The 24022-nt window shown below is 49.9% G+C and carries 19 protein-coding genes; 11 read left to right on the forward strand and 8 right to left on the reverse strand.

The genetic code is table 11. The annotated features are described in order from the left end of the window. Positions 1 to 91 precede the first annotated feature (91 nt). Together ABID13_RS02280 and ABID13_RS02285 are read left to right on the forward strand one after the other, a co-directional pair. Entirely contained in the window at positions 92 to 1138 is a 1047-nt protein-coding gene (locus ABID13_RS02280) for a VanZ family protein (RefSeq protein ID WP_048929868.1), read from the forward strand. Between the two features lie 167 nt (positions 1139 to 1305). Further along, positions 1306 to 2622: a replication-associated recombination protein A gene (locus ABID13_RS02285; RefSeq protein ID WP_040415734.1), complete on the forward strand. Its 1317-nt coding sequence runs from the start codon at positions 1306 to 1308 to the stop codon at positions 2620 to 2622. Between the two features lie 6 nt (positions 2623 to 2628). Here the strand turns inward: ABID13_RS02285 and ABID13_RS02290 are convergent, their stop codons facing one another. Continuing rightward, on the reverse strand, positions 2629 to 5484 hold the full coding sequence (locus ABID13_RS02290) for an ATP-binding protein (protein ID WP_007860848.1): 2856 nt from the start codon (positions 5482 to 5484) through the stop codon (positions 2629 to 2631). A 180-nt stretch (positions 5485 to 5664) separates the two neighbouring features. On the opposite strand from ABID13_RS02290, the gene ABID13_RS02295 reads away from it, so the two are divergent. Continuing rightward, positions 5665 to 6414, forward strand: coding sequence for an SIMPL domain-containing protein (locus ABID13_RS02295; protein WP_048929867.1), 750 nt, complete (start codon positions 5665 to 5667; stop codon positions 6412 to 6414). Positions 6415 to 6541: 127 nt separating this feature from the next. On the opposite strand, the gene ABID13_RS02300 is transcribed toward ABID13_RS02295, so the two are convergent. The 4 genes from ABID13_RS02300 to ABID13_RS02315 are packed head-to-tail and all read right to left on the reverse strand — an operon-like array spanning position 6542 to position 10337. Next, entirely contained in the window at positions 6542 to 7267 is a 726-nt protein-coding gene (locus ABID13_RS02300; protein ID WP_048929866.1) for a glycerophosphodiester phosphodiesterase, read from the reverse strand. A 2-nt stretch (positions 7268 to 7269) separates the two neighbouring features. Beyond that, on the reverse strand, positions 7270 to 8604 hold the full coding sequence (locus tag ABID13_RS02305; RefSeq protein ID WP_048929865.1) for an ABC transporter substrate-binding protein: 1335 nt from the start codon (positions 8602 to 8604) through the stop codon (positions 7270 to 7272). A 16-nt stretch (positions 8605 to 8620) separates the two neighbouring features. Continuing rightward, the gene (locus tag ABID13_RS02310; RefSeq protein WP_007860842.1) at positions 8621 to 9448 is read right to left on the reverse strand and encodes a carbohydrate ABC transporter permease; all 828 of its coding nucleotides are present in this window, start codon (positions 9446 to 9448) and stop codon (positions 8621 to 8623) included. Positions 9449 to 9464: 16 nt separating this feature from the next. Next, the gene (locus ABID13_RS02315) at positions 9465 to 10337 is read right to left on the reverse strand and encodes a carbohydrate ABC transporter permease (RefSeq protein WP_048929864.1); all 873 of its coding nucleotides are present in this window, start codon (positions 10335 to 10337) and stop codon (positions 9465 to 9467) included. Positions 10338 to 10545: 208 nt separating this feature from the next. On the opposite strand from ABID13_RS02315, the gene ABID13_RS02320 reads away from it, so the two are divergent. Continuing rightward, on the forward strand, positions 10546 to 11466 hold the full coding sequence (locus ABID13_RS02320) for a LysR family transcriptional regulator (protein WP_007860840.1): 921 nt from the start codon (positions 10546 to 10548) through the stop codon (positions 11464 to 11466). A gap of 2 nt (positions 11467 to 11468) precedes the next feature. Here ABID13_RS02320 and ABID13_RS02325 read toward each other — a convergent pair whose 3' ends face one another. Beyond that, positions 11469 to 12824, reverse strand: a complete 1356-nt coding sequence (locus ABID13_RS02325; RefSeq protein WP_117450758.1) for an MATE family efflux transporter — start codon at positions 12822 to 12824, stop codon at positions 11469 to 11471. A gap of 209 nt (positions 12825 to 13033) precedes the next feature. On the opposite strand from ABID13_RS02325, the gene ABID13_RS02330 reads away from it, so the two are divergent. Then, entirely contained in the window at positions 13034 to 14506 is a 1473-nt protein-coding gene (locus tag ABID13_RS02330; protein WP_007860838.1) for a glutamate synthase-related protein, read from the forward strand. Here the strand turns inward: ABID13_RS02330 and ABID13_RS02335 are convergent. Further along, positions 14493 to 15017, reverse strand: a complete 525-nt coding sequence (locus ABID13_RS02335; RefSeq protein WP_007860836.1) for a ferritin-like domain-containing protein — start codon at positions 15015 to 15017, stop codon at positions 14493 to 14495. The genes ABID13_RS02330 and ABID13_RS02335 overlap by 14 nt on opposite strands. Before the next feature lie 560 nt (positions 15018 to 15577). Between ABID13_RS02335 and aspS the strand changes: the two genes are divergently transcribed. The 6 genes from aspS (at position 15578) to ABID13_RS02365 (ending at position 22490) form a co-directional block, all read left to right on the forward strand. Further along, the gene (aspS, locus tag ABID13_RS02340; RefSeq protein WP_045092842.1) at positions 15578 to 16909 is read left to right on the forward strand and encodes an aspartate--tRNA(Asn) ligase; all 1332 of its coding nucleotides are present in this window, start codon (positions 15578 to 15580) and stop codon (positions 16907 to 16909) included. A gap of 58 nt (positions 16910 to 16967) precedes the next feature. Next, positions 16968 to 17261, forward strand: coding sequence for an Asp-tRNA(Asn)/Glu-tRNA(Gln) amidotransferase subunit GatC (gene gatC / locus ABID13_RS02345; protein ID WP_048929863.1), 294 nt, complete (start codon positions 16968 to 16970; stop codon positions 17259 to 17261). A gap of 13 nt (positions 17262 to 17274) precedes the next feature. Then, positions 17275 to 18762 carry an Asp-tRNA(Asn)/Glu-tRNA(Gln) amidotransferase subunit GatA gene (gene gatA, locus ABID13_RS02350; protein ID WP_007860830.1) on the forward strand — a complete coding sequence of 496 codons (1488 nt, stop codon included), beginning with the start codon at positions 17275 to 17277 and terminating at the stop codon, positions 18760 to 18762. Next, positions 18759 to 20201, forward strand: a complete 1443-nt coding sequence (gene gatB / locus ABID13_RS02355) for an Asp-tRNA(Asn)/Glu-tRNA(Gln) amidotransferase subunit GatB (RefSeq protein WP_045092844.1) — start codon at positions 18759 to 18761, stop codon at positions 20199 to 20201. The genes gatA and gatB overlap by 4 nt, the downstream gene beginning before the upstream one ends. A gap of 233 nt (positions 20202 to 20434) precedes the next feature. Beyond that, on the forward strand, positions 20435 to 21724 hold the full coding sequence (locus tag ABID13_RS02360) for an aspartate aminotransferase type Ic (protein WP_007860828.1): 1290 nt from the start codon (positions 20435 to 20437) through the stop codon (positions 21722 to 21724). Positions 21725 to 21893: 169 nt separating this feature from the next. Continuing rightward, the gene (locus tag ABID13_RS02365; protein WP_007860826.1) at positions 21894 to 22490 is read left to right on the forward strand and encodes a DUF998 domain-containing protein; all 597 of its coding nucleotides are present in this window, start codon (positions 21894 to 21896) and stop codon (positions 22488 to 22490) included. Between the two features lie 122 nt (positions 22491 to 22612). Here ABID13_RS02365 and ABID13_RS02370 read toward each other — a convergent pair whose 3' ends face one another. Then, positions 22613 to 23800, reverse strand: a complete 1188-nt coding sequence (locus ABID13_RS02370) for an iron-containing alcohol dehydrogenase (RefSeq protein WP_007860825.1) — start codon at positions 23798 to 23800, stop codon at positions 22613 to 22615. Positions 23801 to 24022: the final 222 nt, after the last annotated feature.

Here is a 24022-nt window from a genome sequence, read left to right on the forward strand (position 1 = left end):
CTAAAAAGCTTGGCAGCAATCGCTTTTTTATGTTATGATAATAATCAGTAAATCTAAGGAAAAGCGTGACAGCCGGACAGGAGCCACAATTATGCGGATCACAGAGAACAAATGTCCCTGGTGCGGCAGGGACATTGAAAAACCCAGTTTCTACCGGGGCAGGTGCGGACATTGCAGCAAAACCTATGAAAGTTTTTTATTCCTCTATAACCGGGACCGTTTTACGGGAAGATCCAACAGCCGCAGTGAGATGAGCCTTCCCGTATATTATCTCATCACACTGCTCCCCCTTGCATTTCTGGTGAAGTACAGCTTCAGGGCATTTAAAAGCAGCTTTGGCAGCGGTATCATCAGTCTTGTGATGTGCGTTCTCTATGTATATTTGGCCTATATGAGGCGTGTACACGTGTATCTTAAAAAGGTGGAAAAGAGTGGGGAACAGGACGCCCAGGAGAACGGCGGAGAGAGGGAGCAGAAGAACAACGGGGACCGGGCGCAGGGGGATTCCCATGAAGAAGCTGACGGGGACCGGGATGCTGACAATGCGCCCGTTGTGGTGAGAAAGGTGTTCTTATCAGATGATCTCAGCTGCGGGTTCTACCACACGGAGATGGAGATAGAGATGTTCCATCCAGAGGACGGTTCCTCTAAGGGGCGTCAGGCAGTTGTATTTCACATGACAGAGAATCTGGATATTCTCATGGAGGTGCCGGAGAATGCGCCCTTGATTTTCAAACAGCCGGGCATTCCCTTTAAACTGTATGACCGGGAAGGCATATGGGTAAATCATGGGATCACCCTGGAACTTGCCGGTGACCATCCCGATCTTTTCCAGGTACAGCTGTCCCTTCCAAGTGAGGCGGGTAAACTGAGCCGGGATGTGTATTATACGGCAATTGTCCGAATGGGCGAGGAGAAGGAACTGTTTTACGCAGTCCTGGACTGCCGGGACGGACTGGAGAGCCTGAAGACCGGAAAGGAGGTCTATGAGGTGAGGCTGTACCACCAGGATCAGGTCCAGAAGAAGCTGGCTATACCAGCGGACCTGCGCCTGTATCATGAGGACCGGACCCTGGTGTGTAACGGAACGGTTACATACTATTTTGCAAAGCGTTATTTGTTTGAATATCCGGGATGAAAAAGAAACACGTAGGATTCTGAGGGATGACACCCTTTGGGATCCTACGTTTTATGTTGCGGGAAATAGATTGACTCTTTCTCAGGCATCCCATATACTTAGGCTAGAATGAATTTGGTTTTCATAGACCTGTAGTGTATAGATTCTGGAAGGAGCGCATGATCATGATGGAGCAGATGTCGTTGTTTGACGACCGTGAAGTATACAACCCCCTGGCCAGCCGGCTGAGGCCGGAGGATCTGGATGGATTTGTGGGACAGGAGCATCTTTTGGGGAAGGGGAAGCTTCTTCGCCAGCTCATAGAGCAGGATAAGATCCCTTCCATGATCTTTTGGGGACCGCCGGGAGTGGGGAAGACAACCCTGGCCGGCATTATCGCTCACAAAACACATGCCCAGTTCATCAATTTCAGCGCTGTTACCAGCGGTATCAAAGAGATCAAGGACGTGATGGCCCAGGCTGAGAACAGCCGCAGAATGGGGATCAAAACCGTTGTTTTCGTGGACGAGATCCACCGTTTCAACAAGGCCCAGCAGGATGCCTTTTTGCCCTATGTGGAAAAGGGAAGCATCATACTCATCGGAGCCACCACGGAGAATCCCTCCTTTGAGATTAACGGGGCTCTTCTTTCCCGGTGCAGGGTATTTGTACTTCAGGCACTGACCCAGGAGGACCTGACAAACCTTTTAAAGATTGCCATCCGCAGTGAGAAGGGACTGGGTTATCTGAATGTGGATATTGATGACCATATGCTGGATATGATCGCGATGTTTGCTGCCGGAGATGCCAGAACCGCGCTGAACACATTGGAGATGGCAGTGACCAACGGAGAGATCGGCGCAGATAAGACAACGGTCACCATGGAAGTGCTGAAACAGTGTATTGGAAAGAAAAGCTTTTTGTACGATAAAAAGGGTGAGGAGCATTATAACATTATATCAGCCCTCCACAAATCCATGCGCAACACGGACCCGGATGCGGCCGTGTACTGGCTGGCCCGGATGCTGGAGGCAGGGGAGGATCCCTTATACGTGGCCCGCCGCCTGATACGCTTTGCCAGCGAGGATATAGGGATGGCTGACAGCCATGCCCTTCCCCTGGCAGTGGCAGCCTATGAGGCATGTCATTTTCTGGGCATGCCAGAGTGCAATGTGCATCTGAGCCACGCGGTGATCTATCTGTCCATGGCCCCTAAATCCAATTCCGCCTATGTGGCCTATAATGCGGCCAAAGAGGATGCCCAGGCCACAATGGCGGAAACCGTTCCGCTGAATATAAGGAACGCTCCCACAAAGCTGATGGAAGAGCTGCACTACGGCAGCGGATATGTGTATGCCCATGACACCGAACAAAAGGTGGCGCGTATGCAGTGCCTGCCGGACGGGCTTTTGGGCAGGACATACTATCATCCCCATGGACAGGGGGATGAACCTGAGGTAAAGAAGCGGCTGGATGAAATAAAGGCGTGGAAAGCAGGGCAATAAGGCCCCTTATGCGTTCCGTATATTTTCTCCAAGTACCTTTAGCAGATAATCCATATCCACTGGTTTTGACACAAACCCGGTCATGCCCGCTTTGGCAGCTGCATCGGAGTCTTCCTTAAAGGAGTTGGCAGTCATTGCAATGATCGGCACTGAGGCGCTGTCCGGATGGGAGCTGGAGCGGATGTTTACGGTTGCGTCCAGTCCGTCCATGACAGGCATCCGGATATCCATCAATATGGCCTGGTATTGTCCGGCAGGGCCGCCGGTGAACAGGTCCAGGGCCTCCTGGCCATTGCAGGCCCTGTCCACCTGTGCTCCCCACATCTGAAGCAGCTCAACGGCGATCTCTGCATTCAGGTCATTGTCCTCAGCCAGCAGGATGCGTACTCCCTTAAGGCTTACTGTCTCCGCGTGTCCCGTCTCCATATGGTCAGGGGCCGGAGATAACTTCGGGGTCTCCTGGGCGCATTGGGAGAGGGGGAAGCGGAGAAGGAAAAAGAATTCAGATCCCTTATCGGGAATGCTGCGTAATTCCAGTTTACCGCCCATGGCCTGGACAATGCTGCTGCTGATAGGAAGGCCCAGTCCCGTGCCTTCACTTCTGGATACCGAGGATCCCAGCTGTTCAAAGGAATCAAAGATCCGTTTCTGGTATTCCAGGGGGATTCCCACTCCATTATCCTTTACAGAGAACAGGAAGGATGCGGTTCCCATGTCTGAATCCGTCTCATGGACCAGTATCTGAACCAGGCCCCCTTTTGGGGTGAATTTGATCGCGTTGGAGAGCAGGTTTACAAGCACCTGGCGCAGCCGCACCGGATCCCCGTCTATGCTGGAATGAGAAAGCTTAAAATCCACTTCAAACCGAAGCTGCCTGGCTTCCGCCTGGGTGCGCATCATGCTTTCCAGATCATCCAGAAGGTTCCTGAGTGAAAACGTCTCCGGAGAGATCTGCAATTTTCCGTTTTCAATCCTGGACATATCCAGTATGTCATTGATCAGGGACAGAAGGTACTGGGAGGAGGAGAGTATCTTTTTTAAATTGGTCTCCACCTGGGCTGGGAGATGTTCTTCCATGCAGGTCAGGTTTGCCAGTCCCATGATGGCATTCATGGGGGTCCGTATCTCGTGGCTCATCCTGGACAAAAATTCTCCCTTGGCTTTACTCTTGGCCTCTGCTTTTTCCAGCTCACTTTGGATCATGGAATTTTTTAAGCGAGCCCTCATGATCATGACCAGGGAAGCGGCTGCCATGAGCACAAATGCGCTGAAGATGCTTATAAAGGCCAGCGGATTGGCGTAGATCAGTTCAGACATGGACATGGAGGAATATCCCATGGATACCATGTTGCGGTTTGTCAGGGCATTCCTTTCACCCGTGGACAGGTTGCCGATCGCTTTGTTCAGGATCGTCATAAGGTCGGGATTGATGGGGCGGTCCATGGCAAAACATATTTCAGTGCTGTTGTTAATACTGCTGATAGGAACCACATTGGCGTACCGGTGATTCTGCATCTCCTGTTCAATGGAGGAGGAAAGGCCATAAGCAAAATCCACTTCATTGCTGTTGACAGCCCGCAGGCAATCCTCCGGGCTGTCATAATACCGGATCTGGGAGCAGGGGATTCCGGCGGGCATAAAACGTCCGTTCATGATACCTGCAGTAAGTCCATCCGATGGATAGTTGGCAGATTTATTCTTGACAATAATATTGTTAAGGTTCATGTAGGACCGGGATAGGGCAAGGCCGTTCTGAGCAGCATATTCCTGTGGATCCAGATAATTTCCCAGCATATCGGCCTTTCTGGCCTTTACCAGTTCCACTGCCTCCTCATAGGTCTTTGTAAATACATAATTAAATGTAAGGCCTGAGTAATCAGAAATATTTGCAAGCAGGTCAGGCAATATGCCGCTGTGATGGTCTGAGTTATTATTCAGACAATAAAAAGGATGCCAGTTTTCCACGGCAGCCACTGTGACCGTTTTCTTTTGTGCAACATAATCCAGTTCCTCCTGGCTCAACTGGATTTTGGAAGTGTCCACATTCTGAAAATTCTTTTCATATCTTTCATCTGAGAATCTAGGTTCGGAATCCAGGATCTTTTCCAATCCCAGATTCAGCCCGTCCAGGATCTCCTGATTCCCCGGTCTGGTTACAATATAATATGGCTGGGCGGTAAATTCAGCAGCGATCCTGAAGTCAGTGCCCGCCTCTGTTTCATTGCCCAGAAGGAGATCCACATCCCCGTTTTCCAGAAAACGATACAGATCCCCTTCTGAGGACAGATCTTCTATGGAATAGATCCGGACTCCGCACTGGATGCTGTTGAGCTGGAGGAAGTCTCTGAGCCGGCGGATTTTTTCATCAGCCTGTCCGTATACGCCGATTATCTTTCCGTTTAGGGTATTGAGTTCATAGCTTTTTATATCAGGATCATCTTTGCGGCACAGGAGGACCGCTTTGCTGTTGCCCATGCTGTATTTGGGATATGCCATGTATTGCTCAAGGGATGGGAGATAATAAGCGCCTCCCACAAGATCGAATTTCCCCTCAATGAATTCATCGATCAGATCATTGGGGTCCGCCTCCACGTATGTATAATCCCAATTATTATATTTGGCGATCTCGTTTAGATAATCGATCATCAGCCCCTGGAGATTTCCGAAGGCGTCCACGGTGCAGATGCCGGGAATGGGGGAATAACCAACGGTCAGGACCTTGGGCTCAGAGTCAGGTATGTCCTGTATGTACTCCTGGCTGTCCGGTTTTTGGGAAGCATAAAAAGGGGCTGTCCAAACCGGGAGCAGGATAGCCAGGGCAAGTACGATATATATGGTTGTGCTGCGAACATATTTCTTCATGGTTGTGCTGCTTCCTTTCAACTTGGTTCCGGAAAACTACGCTTCCATTCTACCACGCTTTTCACTCCATAAGCAACAGAATGGCGGTTATTTGCCAGAAAATATTAAGGAAACCGTTATATGTATTTAACAGGCCCCATGCTATACTGAATATAGTTCATAAAAAGGAGGTTTTGTGGGATGCGGGAGTACAGATCAGTGATCATTGCCCTGATCGCAGCGGTCAGTGCAGTTGCCTGCGTGATGATCTTTACCAGTGGGCTGGTAGACTACAAGAAAAGCGCAGGAGGCAGCGGTATTACGGCCACGGGCTCGGCCAGCTGTGATTTTGAGTCGGACCTGATCGTGTGGAGAGGCAGTTTTTCCGTGCGGGGCAACACGCCCAAGGAGGCGTACAGCGTGATCAAGAAGGATGCCGGGCTGGTAAAGAAGTATCTGGAGGATAACCAGGTGTCGGAGGATGAGATGGTATTCAGTTCCATTAACATTTCCCAGAAATACACATCCAGATATGATGATGAGGGAAGGTATCTGGGAGATGAACCGGACGGATATGAACTGACCCAGACCATGACGGTATCTTCCTACGATATCGATAAGGTGGAGGCGATCTCCAGGGATATCTCCACATTGATCGAGGCAGGGGTGGAACTGGAATCCAATCAGCCGGAGTATTATTATACAAAGCTGGATGAGATGAAGCTGGACCTGATTGAGAAGGCAACCGCCAATGCCAAGAAGCGGGTGGATATCATAGCATCGGGAACAGGGGGCACACCAGGGACGCTTCTCAGCGCCAATCTGGGAGTATTCCAGATCACGGCCAGGAATTCCAGTTCCGAGTCCTACAGCTATGACGGAGCCCTGGATACCAGCTCACGGCTTAAAACGGCCATGATCACGGTGCGGCTGAATTACAGCGCACAGTAAGGAGCCAGGGATCTGAGGCGCCCTTGTCCATTGAGGGTATAGATAAGATGACAGACAAAAAGTGCTGTACCGGGTATGATTGGAAAATCATAAACGGGACAGCACTTTTCTAATGAGACAGATTATTTTAGGAGAGCTTATCCAGTCCTGCTTTTTTCATTGCAGCAGTCAATTTATCAGGAAAATTGATCGTCATTCCTCCGTCCACCCCATAGGCGATACATTTTCCCATCCTGTTCTCATCCGTGATTCCCCATGCCCTGACAGAAAAGCCTTCTTTTTTCAGCTGCTTTACGTTATCTGCATTAAGCATATCCACATGGGGACAGACCTGAAAGCAATTTATTGCCTTGGCCTCCCCTATAACCTGGGAGGTTGGATTCCGGAACAGGTATCCAATACGTACATCTGCGTCATGTTTTCTTAAACAGACCAGGGAACTGTAATTAAATGATGTGAAAATACATTTATCCGCAGCCCCGTAGCTTTTAATGATATCCAGGGAATCTGCTTCAACCCCGTTTTCCTTTAGTTCAATGGCAAAGGTCAGTTGACGGTAGCCGAAATAGTACATGAATTCATCCAAAGTTACGATGTGATCCGGAATAAATCCCGGTCTTCCGTAGATCATCACCTTCCTCAGCTCCTGAAGCGTGTAACGGTCCACTCCACCCTGAAGACCTGCTGCCTGCTCAAGGGTGGCATCATGAAAGAGAACAAGCTGTCCATCCTTTGTCCTTCTGATGTCTGTCTCGATTCCGTTTGCCCCCATTTCCAGCCCCAGATAAAATGCGGAAAGGGTGTTTTCAGGAGCATAAGCGCTGGCTCCTCTGTGCGCGTAATTTATAAACATGATCATTTACCTGCATATTCATTTAGATATTTTTCTATTTTACCATCTATTTCTGCCAAACGTCCATCCAGATCCACATCGGGTTCTGCTTCCACGGAATCTACCAGGCTCATGATCTCACTCCATACCAAAGAGTCGGCCGGATTCACTGCGGCACCGCCCAGATACGGAAGCTGTTCATTAACCACCTGGCGGTTTGGATCCTCCAGATATTTCCTGTAGGTTTCTGTATCAGTGGCACCATTGGTTACAGGTATATAGCCTGAGGTCAGACAGTTTGAGGCAACCCTCTCATCATCCAGCATAAATTCCACAAACATAGTGGCTGCTTTTTGTTTTTCAGGGGTTGTCTTAAACAGTCCAAGTCCGTTTCCGCCCATGGTAATATCCATTGTATTGACCCGGGGAAAGGATGCCAGAGCAATCTCAAATTTACCATCCACCAGTTTTTCTACTTTGGCATAGCTTGCACAGGAAGTCATGAGCATTCCGATCTTCCCATTACAGAAGTCTTCCTGAGCGGTGGAATGCTGATTTTTAGGCATGCTTCCATCCACATTGGCCATCTGGGATACTTGTTCAAAAATCTTTTTCACAGGCTCTGTATTCATCTGTGGTTTGTTGCCTGCAATAGGCGCCGTAGAGCTGTTGTACATTAACGCCATTATATACCAGGGATAATCGCTGTGAAAAGTAAACCCATAATTGCCGGTCACATCCTTGATTTCCTTTGCGGCAGAAACCACATCTTCCATGGTCTTGGGAACGGGAATGCCTGCCTGGTCAAACATGGTTTTGTTGTAATACAGCATAGGCATGCTGTTCTGGAAGGGAAGGATCACTTTTTTATCCTTGTAGGTAAAACGTTTCCAAAAGCCCGGAAGAATGTCATCCATGATATCCTTTGAAATATAATCCTCCACTGGAAGAAGATAACCGCTGTCATACATCTGGGCAAGCCCGTGACGCTGTCCCAGCTGTGCCACATCCGGAAGCTTTTTTCCTGCAATTCCCGCCATCACTTTATTTACCATATCGTCATAGCCGCCCATGTAGGTTGCGTTTACTTTGATTCCTGTCTCCCTGGTGAACTCCTCACAAAGTTCAGCAAAGCAGTCCTCTTTGGTAGACCAGAATGTGATTTCATCCGCAGGCTCAATATCTGTCCCTGAAGACAGTGATTCCTGGGTCGTCCCCTTGGGATTCTGCGGTGAACTGGTTTGAGCGTCTGCAGATTCAGCCCCACTTTTTTCCTGAACAGCAGGGGTCTGCCCGCAGCCTGTCATTATAAGGGCTGCGGCCATACTGATTACCAGGCCATACATTTTTCTTTTCATGTTCGTTCTCTCCTTTTTATTTTATTCCTGATGTAAGCATTCCTTCCACAAAATACTTTTGAAGGAAAACAAACAGCATCATTACAGGTATCAGGATCATAGTGGAAGCAGCCATGATCATGGGCCATTGGGGACCCAGATCAGGTCTGATCAGATATCGCAGACCGATCTGCAGGGTCCGGAAACGGTTCTCATCCGTTACCATATAAGGCCACATATAGTTATTCCATGAATTTAGGAATGACAGCAGTGCCACCGTTGCTATACTGCTTTTGGCATTTGGAAGAATGATATGCCAGAATACCTGGATACTGCCGCATCCGTCCAGACTGGCTGATTGGATCAGGTCATCGGGCACGGTCATAAAAATCTGGCGCATCAGGAAAATATTAAATACATTTACCAGCTGCATCATAGCCACCCCAAAAGAGGTATTTACCAGGTTCAGCTTTTGAGCCAGAAGATAATTTGAAATAATGGCTGCCTCCTCGGGCAGGATGAGCATGGCCAGCATAAGAGAAAAAAGCGTTTTTTTAAACGGAAATTGCAGTTTGGCAAAGGCATATGCCGCCATGGAGCAGAATGTGGTCTGGCAGACAACGGAAATGGCTGCCGCTTTCATGCTGTTGATGAAAAATGCTCCAAAGGGTGCTGCATTCCAGGCATCCACATAATTTTCAAATTTCCAACTGCTGGGGAAAAGGTGAAAGTTTTCAACAAACACATCCTGTTCCTCCTTAAAGGAAGCACATATCATCCACAGGAAAGGAAACAATATGACTGCAGCAAAGGAAATCAGGATTAAATGCCTTATAAAGTCATAGACCGTAAATCGTTTCTTCATAACCTGTTTTCCTCTCTTATATGTCATAATTTACATATTTCTCAAAAGCCATCTGAACAAAATTAATGATAAGGACTGTTAAAAGCATAATAACTGCCACTGCTCCACCATATCCTACCCGAAATTGCTCAAATGCCTGTACAAACATGTAGGTGAGCATATTTGTGGTAGCGGAATCCGGCCCTCCTGATGTCATGACATTGATCTGTGTAAATACTTTAAATGCCTCGATTGTCACTGTGATCACCAGCATAAAGGTAGTGGGGGAAACCAAAGGCGCTTCTATGAGCCAAAGTTTCTGCAGTCTGCTGGCGCCATCGATCTCAGCTGCCTCCTTCAACTCATCTGACACATTTAACAGTGCTCCCAAATAAACCACGGCGCAAAAACCGGTTGTTTTCCAGCAATTCATCGCAACAAGGGATGGAAGCGCCGTCTTTTTGCTGTTTAGCCACTGCAGGGGTTCAATTCCCAGGGATTTCAGCAGCGTATTCAGTGTTCCGTACTGAGGATGATATATATAAAGGAAGACGGCTGACATGGCTACCATGGATGTTACATAGGGGGCAAAAAAGATGGTTCTGTACAGCACATTGACCGCGCTTTTTCTGGCCAAAAGGGATGCAAGGAGAAATCCCAGGGCTATGGTTACGGGAACAAACATTAGTGCATAGCGGACTGTAACGATCACGCTGTTTCTAAAATCCTGGCTGGTGAATAGCTCCTTATAATTATTGAGACCCACAAATTTCGGATCCCCCACAACCATATTCCAGGACGTAAAGCTTAAAAGTACGTTTCTTATGACTGGAAGAAAATTAAACAAGGTCAAACAGGCAAATGCCGGAAATAAAAGCAGCCCTGCGGCGATGACATCTGATCGTTTCATGCTGATGCCTCCTTATAAATAAATTTTATAAATCCTGACGAAATTCCCTCAATCTGTGTAATGATTGTCACATTTGGAATTATAAGATGAATATTGTCAAAAATGAAATACTTGTTTATAATAGATTTATAAAATAAATTTATAAGTAAAACTTATGAAAAAAACCTGTAAAACCTTGTCCTCTTTCTTGTAAAAAGGAGTTAAAATCATGCAGCTAAAGGATATTGAGTATATACGTACCATCGCAGAGGAGGGGAGCTTTTCTGCCGCTGCCGCCAAATGCTTCATAAGCCAGCCGGCCCTCAGCCTGGCGGTAAAACGGTTGGAACAGGAGTTGGGCGTAAGCCTGTTTGAGAGAAGTACGCATTCCGTGAAATTGAGCTCTGCCGGGGAATTGTTTGTGTCAGAGGGAGAAAATATTTTAAGACTCAGCCATCAGCTGAAAGAACATATGGTAAATATTGCGCTCATGAAAAGAGGCAATATTCGGATGGGTATATCAACATTTTACAGTTCCTATTATCTGATCAAGATCCTTCCGTCCTTTTACAGGCTTTATCCGGGAATCCATATTGATATTGTGGAGGGGACTTCACTGGCTCTGGAGGAGATGGTATTAAAAGATGAGGTGGATTTTAGTTTGATCCCACTGCCTCTGCGAAGTGAAGGCTCCCTGGAATATCAGGTTTTGCAGCAGGAACAGATCCTGTTTGCTATTCCATCCTCCAGCCCTTTGCGCTCCAAACTGAAATCTTCCCTTGCCAGAGACTTCCCTTTTATTGACCTGTCTGATGCAAAGGATGAATCCTTTATCTTTTTAAAGCCGGAGCAGCGTTTTTACCGAATGGGGATGGATTTATGTAAGGCAGCCGGATTTCGGCCGAACATTCTGTATGAGCTTACCAATTGGGATGCCATCAATACTTTGATCGGGGTTGGAATGGGAGTTGGCTTTGTACCGGAATTAGTGACGGAACGAATCCATAAAAATATCCGGCAGCCTATATACTGCCGGATTCTCAACCAAACTGCCATCCGCTCCTATGCGGTGGTTTATAAAAAACATAAGGATCTTTCCCTGGAGGCAATGGACTTTATTAAATTTTTACCCCATCTTTTCCATAATTAGGATTACTTTTCCCCAAGAGGCCGTATCTTCTCCACATAGATCTTCCGAAACAGGATGGAACTGAGCACTACCGAGGTGATCTCAGCCAGGGGGATGGAGTACCATACCATGTGGAGCCCAAAGGTCCTGGCAAAAAAGTACGCCAGGGGAAGGATACATACCAGCTGCCTGGCTACGGATACCATCAGGCTGTAGACACCGTTGCCCATGGCCTGGAACACGGAACCTACGATGATGCAGTATCCGGCAAACAGGAAGCTGAGGCTGATGATGCGCAGGGCCGGGACGCCGATGGACAGCATGTCCGCGTCCGCCTGGAAGAGCATGAGCAGCTGCGGGGTCATGAGCTGGAACACGGTCAGTCCGATGAACATGATCCCCACCGCGATCCCAATGCTTAAACGCACGGTTTCCATGATACGCTTCCGGTTCCTGGCTCCATAGTTGTAGGCAATAATAGGGATCATGCCGTTGTTGAGGCCGAAGATGGGCATGAATATAAAGCTCTGAAGCTTAAAGTAAACGCCGAACACAGCCACCGCTGTCTCTGAAAAGGTGATAAGGATCTTGTTCAGGCCAAAGGTCATGACCGAACTGATGGACTGCATTATAATGGAAGGAACGCCCACCTGGTAGATGACGGATATGGTCCTTCCATGGGGACGAAAGCCCTTAAAACTGATGCGCACATCCTTATTCTTGGCGTGATTCAGGCATCCGGCCAGCACCATGGCCACGATCTGCCCAAACACGGTGGCAGCGGCAGCGCCCTGGATCCCCATCTTGGGCATACCCGCCAGACCAAAGATCAGGATGGGGTCCAGAATGATGTTGATAATGGCCCCTGTTCCCTGGGTGATCATGCAGTAGAAGGTTTGCCCCGTGGACTGGAGGATCCTCTCGAACATCATTTCCCCAAACAGGCCAAAGCTGAAAATGCAGACGATCTGCAGGTATTGAACGCCGTATTCAATGATAACGGGATTATCTGTCTGGCTTTCAAAGAACAGCCTTGCCCCAAACAGGCCAAAGACTGCAAATACCAGAAAGCTTAGAAATGCCAGAAACAGTCCGTTGGCAGCCGCCAGATTGGCATTCTTGGCATTTTTTTCGCCCAGGGAGCGGGACAGCAGGGCATTGACGCCCACGCATGTTCCAGCGGAAACCGCGATCAGCAGGTTTTGGATGGGGAACGCCATGGAGACCGCGGTGAGGGCCGCCTGATTGATCATGGAAACAAAGACACTGTCCACGATATTATACAGGGCCTGGACCAGCATGGAAATGATCATGGGCAGGGACATGGAGATCAGTAATCTGCGGACGGGCATGGTGCCCATCTTGTTTTCTTGTGACATGTAATAACATCCTTTCTCATTTGTGCATAGTGGTTATTGTAACATTATCCATATAGTAAAGTCAATGGGCGCAGGTATTATGAAGGCAGGCGGGGGATCTGCTTTTTAATGTTTGCTGAATATTGTCTGGACAGACGGTGGGATTTATGGTATATTTAAAATAGTAACGATTACTATTATTGCAAGACGGATAAGAAAGGGGTAAAGTTATGGCAATATACCGCTGCAGGTTCTGTGGTTCCATGTATGATGAAGAAAAAGAGGGGGTTCCGGTCCGTGAATTAAAGGTCTGTCCGGTTTGCAGAGTTGCCTCCGATAAGCTGGTGCCGGCCGGGGGTGTCCCCAGCGTGTCCGGGAATGAGAGCCGTCTGTCCGGGTCTGTGTCCGCCCCGGCCGCCCCCGTATCTGCTGCCCCGGCCTCGGCCGCATCCGCCCCGGCTTCCCCGGAGAAAAGGGAAGCCCTTCCCTATGATCCGGAATACGCAAGGTTAGGCACGGACAGCCGGTATATGGATGAAATCCATGAGATGGCTGTCAAGGGCAAGTCCATCATAGCTGCCATGGGCACACAGATGAGTATGCCGGGATGGGATGACATCCTGTTTTTAGGCGCCCAGTTAAATCCCATGCCGTTAGATGAGCACGCGCCGGTGAAGACGGAGACCATCATTGGCAAAAAGGCCAGGAAGCCTATGGTATTGGAGCATCCGGTCTACATTTCCCATATGTCCTTTGGCGCCCTGTCAAAGGAGACAAAGACAGCCCTGGCAATGGGCAGCGCAATGGCGCGCACTGCCATGTGTTCCGGTGAAGGGGGGATCCTCCCGCAGGAGAGGGAGGCCGCATACAAGTATATATTTGAATACGTACCAAACCTGTACAGTGTGTCGGAGGAGAACCTGCGGCGTGCAGATGCAATTGAGATTAAGATCGGACAGGGCACAAAGCCGGGAATGGGCGGTCATCTGCCCGGCAGCAAGGTGACACCGGAGATTGCGGCTGTGCGCGGCAAGCCCTTGGGCCGGGATGTGATCAGTCCCTCCCGTTTCCCGGGGATCGACTCCAAGGAAGACCTGAAGGCTCTTGTGGACAGGCTCAGGGAGGAGTCTGAAGGCAGGCCCATTGGAATTAAGATCGCGGCAGGCAGGATCGAAAAGGATCTGGAGTTCTGCGTGTATGCAGGACCGGATTTTATTACCATAGACGGCCGGGGCGGAGCCACAGGGGCCAGCCCCAAGCTGATCAGGGACTCCGCCAGCGTACCTACCATCTATGCCCTGTACCGGGCAAGAAAATATCTGGATGAGGTGGGAGCGGACATGGAACTGGTGATCACAGGCGGGCTCAGGGTGTCCTCCGACTTTGCAAAGGCTCTGGCAATGGGTGCCGATGCGGTGGCCATCGCATCAGCGGCCCTGATCGCAGCGGCCTGCCAGCAGTACCGCATCTGCGGGACCGGTATGTGCCCGGTTGGGGTGGCTACCCAGGATGAGGCTCTGCGCCGCCGCCTGCCTATGGATGCGGCAGCGCAGAGGGTGGCAAACTTTTTAAATGTCTCTCTGGAGGAGATAAAGACCTTTGCAAGGATCACGGGCCACCACAATATTCATGACATGGATGTGGATGACCTGTGCACCATCAGCAGGGAGATCTCTGAGTTCACAAATATCAGACATGCATAGAGCAGCTGGAAGCATAGACCTGTTCCAGGATTTCCACATGAAGCCGTTCATCCATGATGATACGGCGCAGGTTTTCCGTGATATTTTCATCCCGTATGTATGATATCTGGTGCTGATACTTGCTGATGGCCGCCTTCTCACTGTCGATGGCATTGCGCATCAGGGCAGGAAGTTCCCGGGGATACTGGTTGTAGCTGGGAGACCAGTAAGTCCTTTTGCATCCGTACTGGGTCCACATCCTGGGATCTTCTCCCAGCTGCAATGCTAATTTTCCAAAAATTTCCAAATGATGCATTTCCACAATGCTGATCCTGCGGAAAACATCGGCAATCTCCTTATTTGATTCCGTCATCAGATTGTTATAAACATAAAGGCTTATGGCTGACATCTCAGAATTGGCGCCGCCTACATTGTCCAGTATGACCCTGGCATAGGCCGGATTCTTTTCCTCAGCCTTTACTGGCGGGTACGGCATGTCTGAGGAAAAATGGAAATGATCCAAGGATAACATGGTGAGCTCCTTTATAATATAAAGTTTTCATAGTGTAATGTATGAAATATGACTATGGAATATACAAATTTTCTAAAAATCAAAAGTTGTAAATTTTGGTTCTTGACTTTAGCGGATGAATGTACTATTTTATTAGATAAATAATTAAAAGCAATGAAAGAGACTCTTGCCTGAGAAATGTAACAGGAAGGAAGGCGTCACCGACTGAGAGCGCCTCCGCGCAGGACTGGGCAAAGGGAACACTCCGGAGCTGATATATTGAAGCGGTTAAGGCCGGCAGTAGGTATATCCGTTGTACACGTTACGTACAAAGAGAGGGGAACTGACACCGTATGATGTGCTCTGACTGTATTAGCGTACAGGAAGGCAGGCATACAGGCCCGGATCCCAATGCGGGTGGTACCGCGGGAATATCATATGAATGAAATCCCGTCCCGGAATGCAGTTACTGTGTTCCGGGGCGTTTTTGTTGTATTGGAAAAGCCGTTTGCATTTTCCTGGAAATGTTCCGGAACCGGATGTCAAAGTATACCAAACACGTTCCGAAAGGAGAAACAACCATGGATTTTGTAAGCGGAGTTAAGGAGAAGGCTGTCCTGGGTATCCGGGATATACGAAGCGGGGATTATGACGGGAAGACGGTTCATATGAATGGCGCTGTCCACACCATACGTCAGATGGGGGAGATTTCATTCATTGTTTTGAGAAAGGCGGAAGGGCTGGTACAGTGTGTATACGAGGGAAGGAAATCAGGGTTTGATATCAGGGAGCTGAAGGAGGAGAGCACGGTGGAGGTGACGGGAACGGTCCGTGGGGAGGAGAGAGCGCCCCAGGGCTTTGAGATCCGCCTGCAGGGCATCCGTGTCCTGTCCAAGCCTGCACAGCCCATGCCCATTGCCATCAGCAAATGGAAGCTGAACACTTCCCTGGAGACCAAACTGGCCCTGCGTCCCATTTCACTGAGAAATATCAGGGAGCGGGCAAAGTTTAAGATACAGGAAGGGATCGTAAGAGGATTCAGGGACTATCTGTTCAGCCAGGGCTTTACGGAGATCCATACGCCCAAAATCGTGGCCAGAGGCGCGGAGGGCGGTTCCAATGTGTTCCGTCTGGATTACTTCAATAAAAAAGCAGAGCTGGGCCAGAGTCCCCAGTTTTATAAACAGACCATGGTGGGAGTCTATGACAGGGTATTTGAGGCAGCCCCTGTGTTCCGGGCAGAAAAGCACAATACCACCCGCCATCTGAACGAATATACCAGCCTGGATTTTGAGATGGGGTATATCGATGGATTTGAGGATGTGATGGAGATGGAGACAGGTATGCTCCAGTACGTCATGGCTTTGCTGGAACAGGATTACAAAAAGGAGCTGGATCTGCTAAAGGTAACCCTGCCGGATGTGAGCCGCATCCCTGCTGTGCGCTTTGATGAGGCAAAACGGCTGGTATCTGAAGCATATAACAGGAAGATCCGCAACCCATATGACCTGGAGCCGGAGGAGGAACTGCTGATCGGCCGCTACTTTAAGGAAAAGTCAGGCAGTGATTTTGTGTTTGTGACCCACTACCCCTCCAAAAAGCGTCCCTTTTATGCCATGGATGACCCGCAGGATCCCAAGTTCACACTGAGCTTTGACCTGTTGCTGCGCGGGCTGGAGGTGACCACAGGAGGACAGAGGATCCACGACTATGACCGGATCATTGAGAAAATGACCAGGCGGGGCATGGATCCCCAGGATATCCAGTCCTATCTCATGATCTTCAAGTACGGAATGCCGCCCCACGGCGGCCTGGGAATCGGCCTGGAGCGCCTGACCATGCGGCTATTGGATGAACAGAATGTAAGGGAGACCTGCATGTTCCCAAGGGATGTGACAAGGCTGGAACCATAGGACGCGGGAGAGACATATCTGGAAAGAGACATGATCGGAATCAGAGAGGAGTATTACCATGGCAAACATTATAAGCGATGAAACCATCGAGTATGTGGGCATTCTGGCAAAGCTGGAGCTTTCCGATGAGGAAAAGGAAGCTGCCAAAAAGGATATGGGCCGCATGCTGGATTATATTGATAAACTGAATGAACTGGACACATCCGGCGTGGAACCCATGTCCCATGTGTTCCCGGTGACCAATGTGTTCCGGGAGGATGTGGTGACCAACAGGGATGAGCGTGACAATATCCTTGCAAATGCGCCTGAGCAAAAGGACGGCGCGTTCAAGGTTCCGAAAACAGTGGAATAGGAGGGCGAAGACAATGGATATACTTGATTTAACTGCCCTGGAACTGGGGAAAAAGATACAGGCAGGGGAAGTCACTGCCATGGAGGCGGCCAGGGCTGCCTTAAAACAGATCCGCGCATGGGAGGCGTCCATCCACGCATACGTGACAGTGGATGAGGAAGGCGCACTAAAAAGGGCGGCCGCGGTACAGGCTAAGATCGAGGACGGAGCCCTTACAGGGCCGCTGGCAGGCGTGCCCATGGCCGTAAAGGATAATATGTGCACCAAAGGGCTGAGGACCACCTGCAGTTCCAATATCCTCAGAAACTTTATCCCCACCTATACGGCCCAGGCTGTCTCAAACCTGGAACAGGCGGGAGCCGTTATTCTGGGAAAGACAAATATGGATGAATTTGCCATGGGAAGCACCACGGAGACCTCTGCTTTTGGCGTTACCAGGAATCCGTGGAACACGGAACATGTGCCCGGGGGATCATCAGGCGGTTCCTGTGCGGCCGTGGCAGCAGGGGAGTGCTTCTATGCCTTAGGATCTGATACGGGCGGATCCATCCGCCAGCCCAGCTCCTTCTGCGGTGTTGCGGGGATCAAGCCCACCTACGGCACCGTGTCCCGGTACGGCCTGATCGCCTACGGTTCATCCCTGGACCAGATCGGCCCTGTTGCCAAGGATGTGGCGGACTGTGCAGCCATACTGGAGGTTCTGGCATCCCATGATACAAAAGACAGCACTTCCCTTGAACGGAAGGACTGTGATTTTACCGCCGCTCTTAAAGAGGACGTAAAGGGAATGAGAATCGGTATACCGGAACCCTATCTGGGGCAGGGCCTGGACCGTGAGGTGAAGGACGCAGTGCTCCGGGCAGCGGATGTGCTAAAGGAAAAAGGCGCTGTGGTGGAAACCTTTGACCTGCAGTTGGTGGATTACGCGATCCCGGCCTATTATGTCATCGCTTCCGCGGAGGCCAGCTCCAACCTGTCCCGTTTTGACGGGGTGAAATACGGATACCGGACCCCTGAGTATGAGGGGCTTCACAGCATGTATAAGAAGAGCCGCTCCGAAGGGTTTGGCCCGGAGGTAAAACGCCGCATCATGCTGGGGTCCTTTGTTCTCAGCTCCGGCTACTATGACGCCTACTATCTGAAGGCGCTGCGCACCAAGGCTCTGATCAAAAAGGAATTTGACCAGGCGTTTTCAAACTATGATGTGATCCTGGCCCCCGCGTCCCCGGGCACGGCGCCTCGGCTGGGTGAATCCCTTAAGGACCCGTTAAAAATGTACCTGGGGGACATCTATACCATATCCGTAAACCTGGCGGGACTCCCGGGCATCACCGTACCCTGCGGGATGGATTCAAAAGGGCTTCCCATCGGCCTTCAGCTGATCGGAGACTGCTTTAAGGAGAAGAATATCATCCGCGCAGCCTATGCCTATGAGAGCGCACACGACTTTACGGCTCCGTCCCTGACAGCGGGAGGAGCAAGGGAGGAGGGAACATTATGAGTAAACAGTATGAAACCGTCATTGGTTTGGAGGTCCATGTGGAGCTGGCCACCAAAACCAAGATCTTCTGCTCCTGTTCCACTGAATTCGGCGGCGCCCCCAACACCCACACCTGTCCGGTGTGCACCGGTATGCCGGGCTCCCTTCCCGTGCTGAACCGCCAGGTGGTGGAATATGCGCTGGCCGTGGGCCTTGCCACCAACTGTGAGATCAACCAGTACTGTAAATTTGACCGGAAGAACTACTTTTATCCGGATAATCCCCAAAACTATCAGATATCCCAGCTGTACCTGCCCATATGCCGCCACGGCTGGGTGGAGATAGAGACGCCCTCAGGGGTGGCAAAAAAGGTGGGGATCCATGAGATCCATATGGAGGAGGACGCGGGAAAGCTGATCCATGATGAGTGGGAGGACTGCTCTCTGGTGGACTACAACCGAAGCGGCGTGCCCCTGATCGAGATCGTATCAGAGCCGGATATGAGAAATGCACAGGAGGTCATTGCCTACCTTGAAAAGCTGCGCCTGATCATCCAGTACCTGGGCGCCTCCGACTGCAAATTGCAGGAGGGGTCCATGCGCGCGGATGTGAACCTGTCTGTCCGCGAAGCGGGAAGCCGTGAACTGGGGACCAGGACGGAAATGAAGAACCTTAACTCCTTTAAAGCCATTGCAAGGGCCATTGAGGGGGAGAGAAAGCGTCAGATCGAGCGTTTGGAGGAGGGGAAAAGGGTCATCCAGGAGACACGCCGCTGGGATGACAACAAAGAGAGCTCCAGGGCCATGCGCTCCAAGGAGGATGCCCAGGATTACCGGTATTTTCCGGACCCGGACCTGGCGCCTGTTGTCATTAGCGATGAGTGGATCGCCCGCGTCAGGGCACAGCAGCCGGAGCTGCGCACTGAAAAGATCAGCCGTTACATGGCGGAGTACGGTCTGCCCGCATATGACGCGGATCTGATCACCAGTTCCAAGCATATGGCTGACCTGTTTGAGGAGACCGTGGCGCTGTGTAACAGGCCCAAGGAGGTGTCCAACTGGCTGATGGTGGAGGCCATGAGGCTGTTAAAGGAGCAGGGGATGGATGTAGATGACATCCGGTTCTCACCTTCCAATCTGGCAGCCCTGATCGCCATGGTGGAAGGATCAGAGATCAACAGGACCGTGGCCAAATCCGTGTTTGAGGAAATATTCATGAATGACGTGGATCCCCGGGCTTACGTGACGGAGCACGGGCTTAAGGTGGTCAATGATGAGGGCGCCTTAAAACGCGCAGTGGAGGATGTGATCGCAGCCAACCCCCAGTCCGTGGAGGACTATAAGAACGGAAAGGAAAGGGCCATGGGCTTTTTGGTGGGCCAGACCATGCGGGCCATGAAAGGCAAGGCGGACCCGGCCATGGTCAACCGGATCGTAAAAGAATTTCTTTCAGTACAATAGCTTTATAAGCGTAACTTTTATTAGTAATAAGAAAATTTTGTATTGACGGAACGCTCCAGTTGGTGTATGCTTGTGTACAATGCACGAATGTGTAAACCACTGGCTGACAGATGTGTGCCTGGTAACTACAAAACCATATGGCAAACCACCGGCAGCCGGACGAATTTTGAGGCACGGTTCAGATACGGGCCGATTAATGAAAAAAGAATATGATGGGTATCAAGGAGGATATTATGAAGCCATATGCAGAGATGACCAAAGAAGAACTTCTGGCACTGCGCAAGGAACTGAAAGCACAGTACCGCGAACTGCAGGGAAAGGACCTGAAGCTGGATATGTCCAGAGGCAAGCCCTGCGTGGAGCAGCTGGACCTTTCCATGGGTCTGATGGATGTTTTAAGCAGCAATGATGACCTGACCTGCGAAGACGGAACAGACTGCCGCAACTATGGTGTGCTCACCGGTATTGATGAGGCCAAAGAACTGATCGCGGACATGATGGAGGTGAATCCTTCCACTGTTATCCTGTATGGCAACTCCAGCCTGAACGTTATGTATGATACGGTATCACGGGCCATGACCCACGGTATCATGGGGAATACCCCCTGGTGCAAACTGGATAAGGTGAAATTCCTCTGCCCCGTTCCCGGATATGACCGGCATTTTGCTATTACAGAATATTTTGGCATTGAGATGATCAATGTGCCCATGACTCCCCAGGGCCCTGATATGGATATGGTGGAGGAGCTGGTGTCTTCCGATGACACTATTAAGGGAATCTGGTGTGTGCCCAAGTACTCCAATCCTCAGGGCTATTCCTATTCAGACGAGACTGTGCGCCGCTTTGCAAGGCTGGAGCCGGCTGCGCCTGATTTCAGGATCTTCTGGGATAATGCCTACGGCGTACACCATCTGTACGACCATGACCAGGACCATCTGATTGAAATCCTGGCAGAGTGCAAGCGGTCAGGCAACCCTGATATGGTTTATAAATTTGCTTCCACCTCCAAGATCAGCTTCCCCGGCTCGGGCATCGCGGCCCTTGCCACCTCCCACAACAACCTGGAGGATATCAAGGCACAGTTAAAGAACCAGACCATTGGCCATGACAAGGTAAACCAGCTGCGCCATGTACGCTTTTTCGGAGATATCCACGGCATGGTGGAGCACATGAGAAAGCATGCCGACATTGTGCGCCCTAAGTTCGAGGCTGTTGAGGAGATCCTGGAAAGAGAGCTGGGAGGACTGGGAATCGGACAGTGGTCACAGCCCAAGGGCGGTTACTTTATCTCCTTTGATTCCATGGACGGATGTGCCAAGGAGATTGTTGCCAGGTGTAAGAAGGCAGGCGTTGTGATGACCCCTGCAGGGGCAACCTATCCATATGGAAAGGATCCCCATGACAGCAATATCCGTATTGCTCCCACCTATCCTCCTTTAGGCGACCTGATTACCGCATCTGAGCTGTTTGCCCTGTGCGTAAAGCTGACCAGCGTGGAGAGACTTCTGAAGGGTATGGATTAAGGCATCCTTTTCAGGAAAATGATTCAAGTGTAAAATGAAAGGCTTTATCAGATAATGATAGGGAGCGGATCATTCGTGAGAACGAGTCCGCTCCCTATTGCCGTTTTGGAAGACTGTGCACCGCAGCTCCCCTATAGGCAAGGGAAAATCCTATAAGGAGGCAAAGGCCATGAGAGGCGCTGCAGGGCGGTTTAAAGGAAAATACGATCTCTTTACCATCTATTTAGTACCGGGCGCCACGGTACTGCTGGCATCCCTTGACAGCTGGACCGCCACGAACCTGTCCGTGCTGGGCAACACCTCAGGCAACAAGCTGCTCTTTGCCCTTTGGGGCTTTATCACCGGCATTTATTACTGTATCTATATCCTGTACCTGTTTCATATAGGAAGATACAGGAATATGGCAGGAAAATGCTTTGTGTACACAGCTGCGGCATTTCTGCTCACTGCTGTTATGATTCCCTATACTCCGCAGCAGTATCCAATAAAAGCCCATCTTCATGTGCTGCTGGCATTTTTATCCCCCATACTTCTGACATTGGGTATTGTTTGCTTTCTCCGTTTTTTAAGCAGCAGGGACAGACCGCGCTACCGCAGGGCCTGGAATATCATGTGGATCCTGGCGGCATGTTCCCTGGTGCTGATCCTGATGGCGGGTTTTATTACCAGCTTCCTGGAGGTGTTTTTAGTGGTGGGGCTGTGCGGATATCTGCGCTATATGGAACGTCTGCTGGTGAGCCGGGACCATGGCCGGGCCGGTTGGTAACAATGTAAAAAACAACGTGAAAAGAGGCGGAAAGGTCGAATCCCTTCCGCCTCTTTTCGGGCAGTAAAAACAAACCGTTTATATGGAGTGTATTAGAGATATCTCTAACACGTTGGGGGGCATTAGAATGTAACTTCCTCATCATAGAAGCAGCATGTAAGCAGCTTCTCCATCTGGGCCGGGGTAATGGACCTTGGGTTGGAACCTGTACATGCATCTCCCACAGCCAACTCGGCAACGGCGGGAAGCTTTTCCATAAATTCCTTCTCATCAATGATGCCGCCTTCGTAATCCCTGATACAGGTGGGGATATCCAGCTCCTTGTTCATTTCACGGATACGTGCAATGAGGGCATCGGTCAGCTCCTGGTCAGTTGTACCAGGAAGGTTGATAAATTTGGCGATCTTTGCATATCTTGCAGCGGCCTCAGGTTCTTTGGAGTTATATTTAATAACCTTTGGCAGGTACATTGCATTTGCACAACCGTGAACAATGTGGCCGCCTGAATATGCTGCACCTGTCTTGTGAGCCATGGAGTGGACGATTCCAAGCAAAGCATTGGAAAATGCCATTCCGGCAAGACACTGTGCATTGTGCATCTTATCACGGGCTTCCATATCTCCGTTATAAGAAGGTATCAGATACTCGTTAATCATCTCGATGGCATGGAGAGCTAACGGGTCCGTATACTCGCAGTTAAGGGTTGACACATATGCCTCAATGGCATGTGTCATGGCATCCATGCCTGTGTGGGCTGTCAGTTTCTTTGGCATGGTCTCAGCCAGTGCCGGGTCAACGATGGCCACATCAGGGGTGATGTTAAAGTCTGCAAGAGGATATTTGATTCCCTTGCTGTAATCAGTGATAACGGAAAATGCGGTTACTTCCGTGGCAGTACCGGATGTGGAAGGAATCGCACAGAATTTAGCCTTGGTGCGCAGGGTGGGGAAGTTAAACGGTATGATCAGATCCTCAAAGGATGTATCCGGGTACTCATAGAATGCCCACATAGCCTTGGCCGCATCAATTGGGGAACCGCCGCCCATGGCCACGATCCAGTCAGGATTAAATTCCTCCATGGCCTTTGCGCCCTTCATTACGGTTTCAACAGAAGGATCCGGTTCAACGCCTTCAAAAAGCTGAACCTCCATGCCTGCTTCCTTCAGGTAGTCCACAACCTTATCCAGAAAGCCGAAGCGTTTCATGGAACCGCCGCCAACTACTACAAATGCTTTCTTTCCGGTTAAAGTCTTTAATGCATCCAATGCATGTTCGCCGTGATATAAATCTCTGGGTAATGTAAATCTCATGATAAAACCTCCCTTTTACGAGAAATAGTGTTGTTAATTAATGTTATTTATTTAACAACTATATGATAGCATGGCGTGGCATAAATGAGTAGGTATGAAAAAGGAATACCGGTATTCCTAAAGGGACATTCCAGGTATTATCCTATGAGTAAATTGGATATTCCGTAATTTGTAATATTTGTAAAGACAAAATATCTATTCCATGGGGGAAACCTATGATAT

Source organism: Enterocloster citroniae (assembly GCF_040545455.1).
Classification (GTDB): Bacteria; Bacillota; Clostridia; order Lachnospirales; family Lachnospiraceae; genus Enterocloster; species Enterocloster citroniae.

Bases quoted from the DNA above. Each gene is read 5' to 3' on its own strand.
- ABID13_RS02360 (WP_007860828.1), top strand. From the start codon at position 20,435: ATGAAGCCATATGCAGAGATGACCAAAGAAGAACTTCTGGCACTGCGC.
- aspS (WP_045092842.1), top strand. From the start codon at position 15,578: ATGGATTTTGTAAGCGGAGTTAAGGAGAAGGCTGTCCTGGGTATCCGG.
- ABID13_RS02310 (WP_007860842.1), bottom strand. From the start codon at position 9,448: ATGAAGAAACGATTTACGGTCTATGACTTTATAAGGCATTTAATCCTG.
- gatC (WP_048929863.1), top strand. From the start codon at position 16,968: ATGGCAAACATTATAAGCGATGAAACCATCGAGTATGTGGGCATTCTG.
- ABID13_RS02370 (WP_007860825.1), bottom strand. From the start codon at position 23,800: ATGAGATTTACATTACCCAGAGATTTATATCACGGCGAACATGCATTG.
- ABID13_RS02280 (WP_048929868.1), top strand. From the start codon at position 92: ATGCGGATCACAGAGAACAAATGTCCCTGGTGCGGCAGGGACATTGAA.
- ABID13_RS02290 (WP_007860848.1), bottom strand. From the start codon at position 5,484: ATGAAGAAATATGTTCGCAGCACAACCATATATATCGTACTTGCCCTG.
- ABID13_RS02325 (WP_117450758.1), bottom strand. From the start codon at position 12,824: ATGTCACAAGAAAACAAGATGGGCACCATGCCCGTCCGCAGATTACTG.
- gatB (WP_045092844.1), top strand. From the start codon at position 18,759: ATGAGTAAACAGTATGAAACCGTCATTGGTTTGGAGGTCCATGTGGAG.
- ABID13_RS02365 (WP_007860826.1), top strand. From the start codon at position 21,894: ATGAGAGGCGCTGCAGGGCGGTTTAAAGGAAAATACGATCTCTTTACC.
- ABID13_RS02330 (WP_007860838.1), top strand. From the start codon at position 13,034: ATGGCAATATACCGCTGCAGGTTCTGTGGTTCCATGTATGATGAAGAA.
- ABID13_RS02285 (WP_040415734.1), top strand. From the start codon at position 1,306: ATGGAGCAGATGTCGTTGTTTGACGACCGTGAAGTATACAACCCCCTG.
- gatA (WP_007860830.1), top strand. From the start codon at position 17,275: ATGGATATACTTGATTTAACTGCCCTGGAACTGGGGAAAAAGATACAG.
- ABID13_RS02335 (WP_007860836.1), bottom strand. From the start codon at position 15,017: ATGTTATCCTTGGATCATTTCCATTTTTCCTCAGACATGCCGTACCCG.
- ABID13_RS02295 (WP_048929867.1), top strand. From the start codon at position 5,665: ATGCGGGAGTACAGATCAGTGATCATTGCCCTGATCGCAGCGGTCAGT.
- ABID13_RS02320 (WP_007860840.1), top strand. From the start codon at position 10,546: ATGCAGCTAAAGGATATTGAGTATATACGTACCATCGCAGAGGAGGGG.
- ABID13_RS02305 (WP_048929865.1), bottom strand. From the start codon at position 8,604: ATGAAAAGAAAAATGTATGGCCTGGTAATCAGTATGGCCGCAGCCCTT.
- ABID13_RS02300 (WP_048929866.1), bottom strand. From the start codon at position 7,267: ATGTTTATAAATTACGCGCACAGAGGAGCCAGCGCTTATGCTCCTGAA.
- ABID13_RS02315 (WP_048929864.1), bottom strand. From the start codon at position 10,337: ATGAAACGATCAGATGTCATCGCCGCAGGGCTGCTTTTATTTCCGGCA.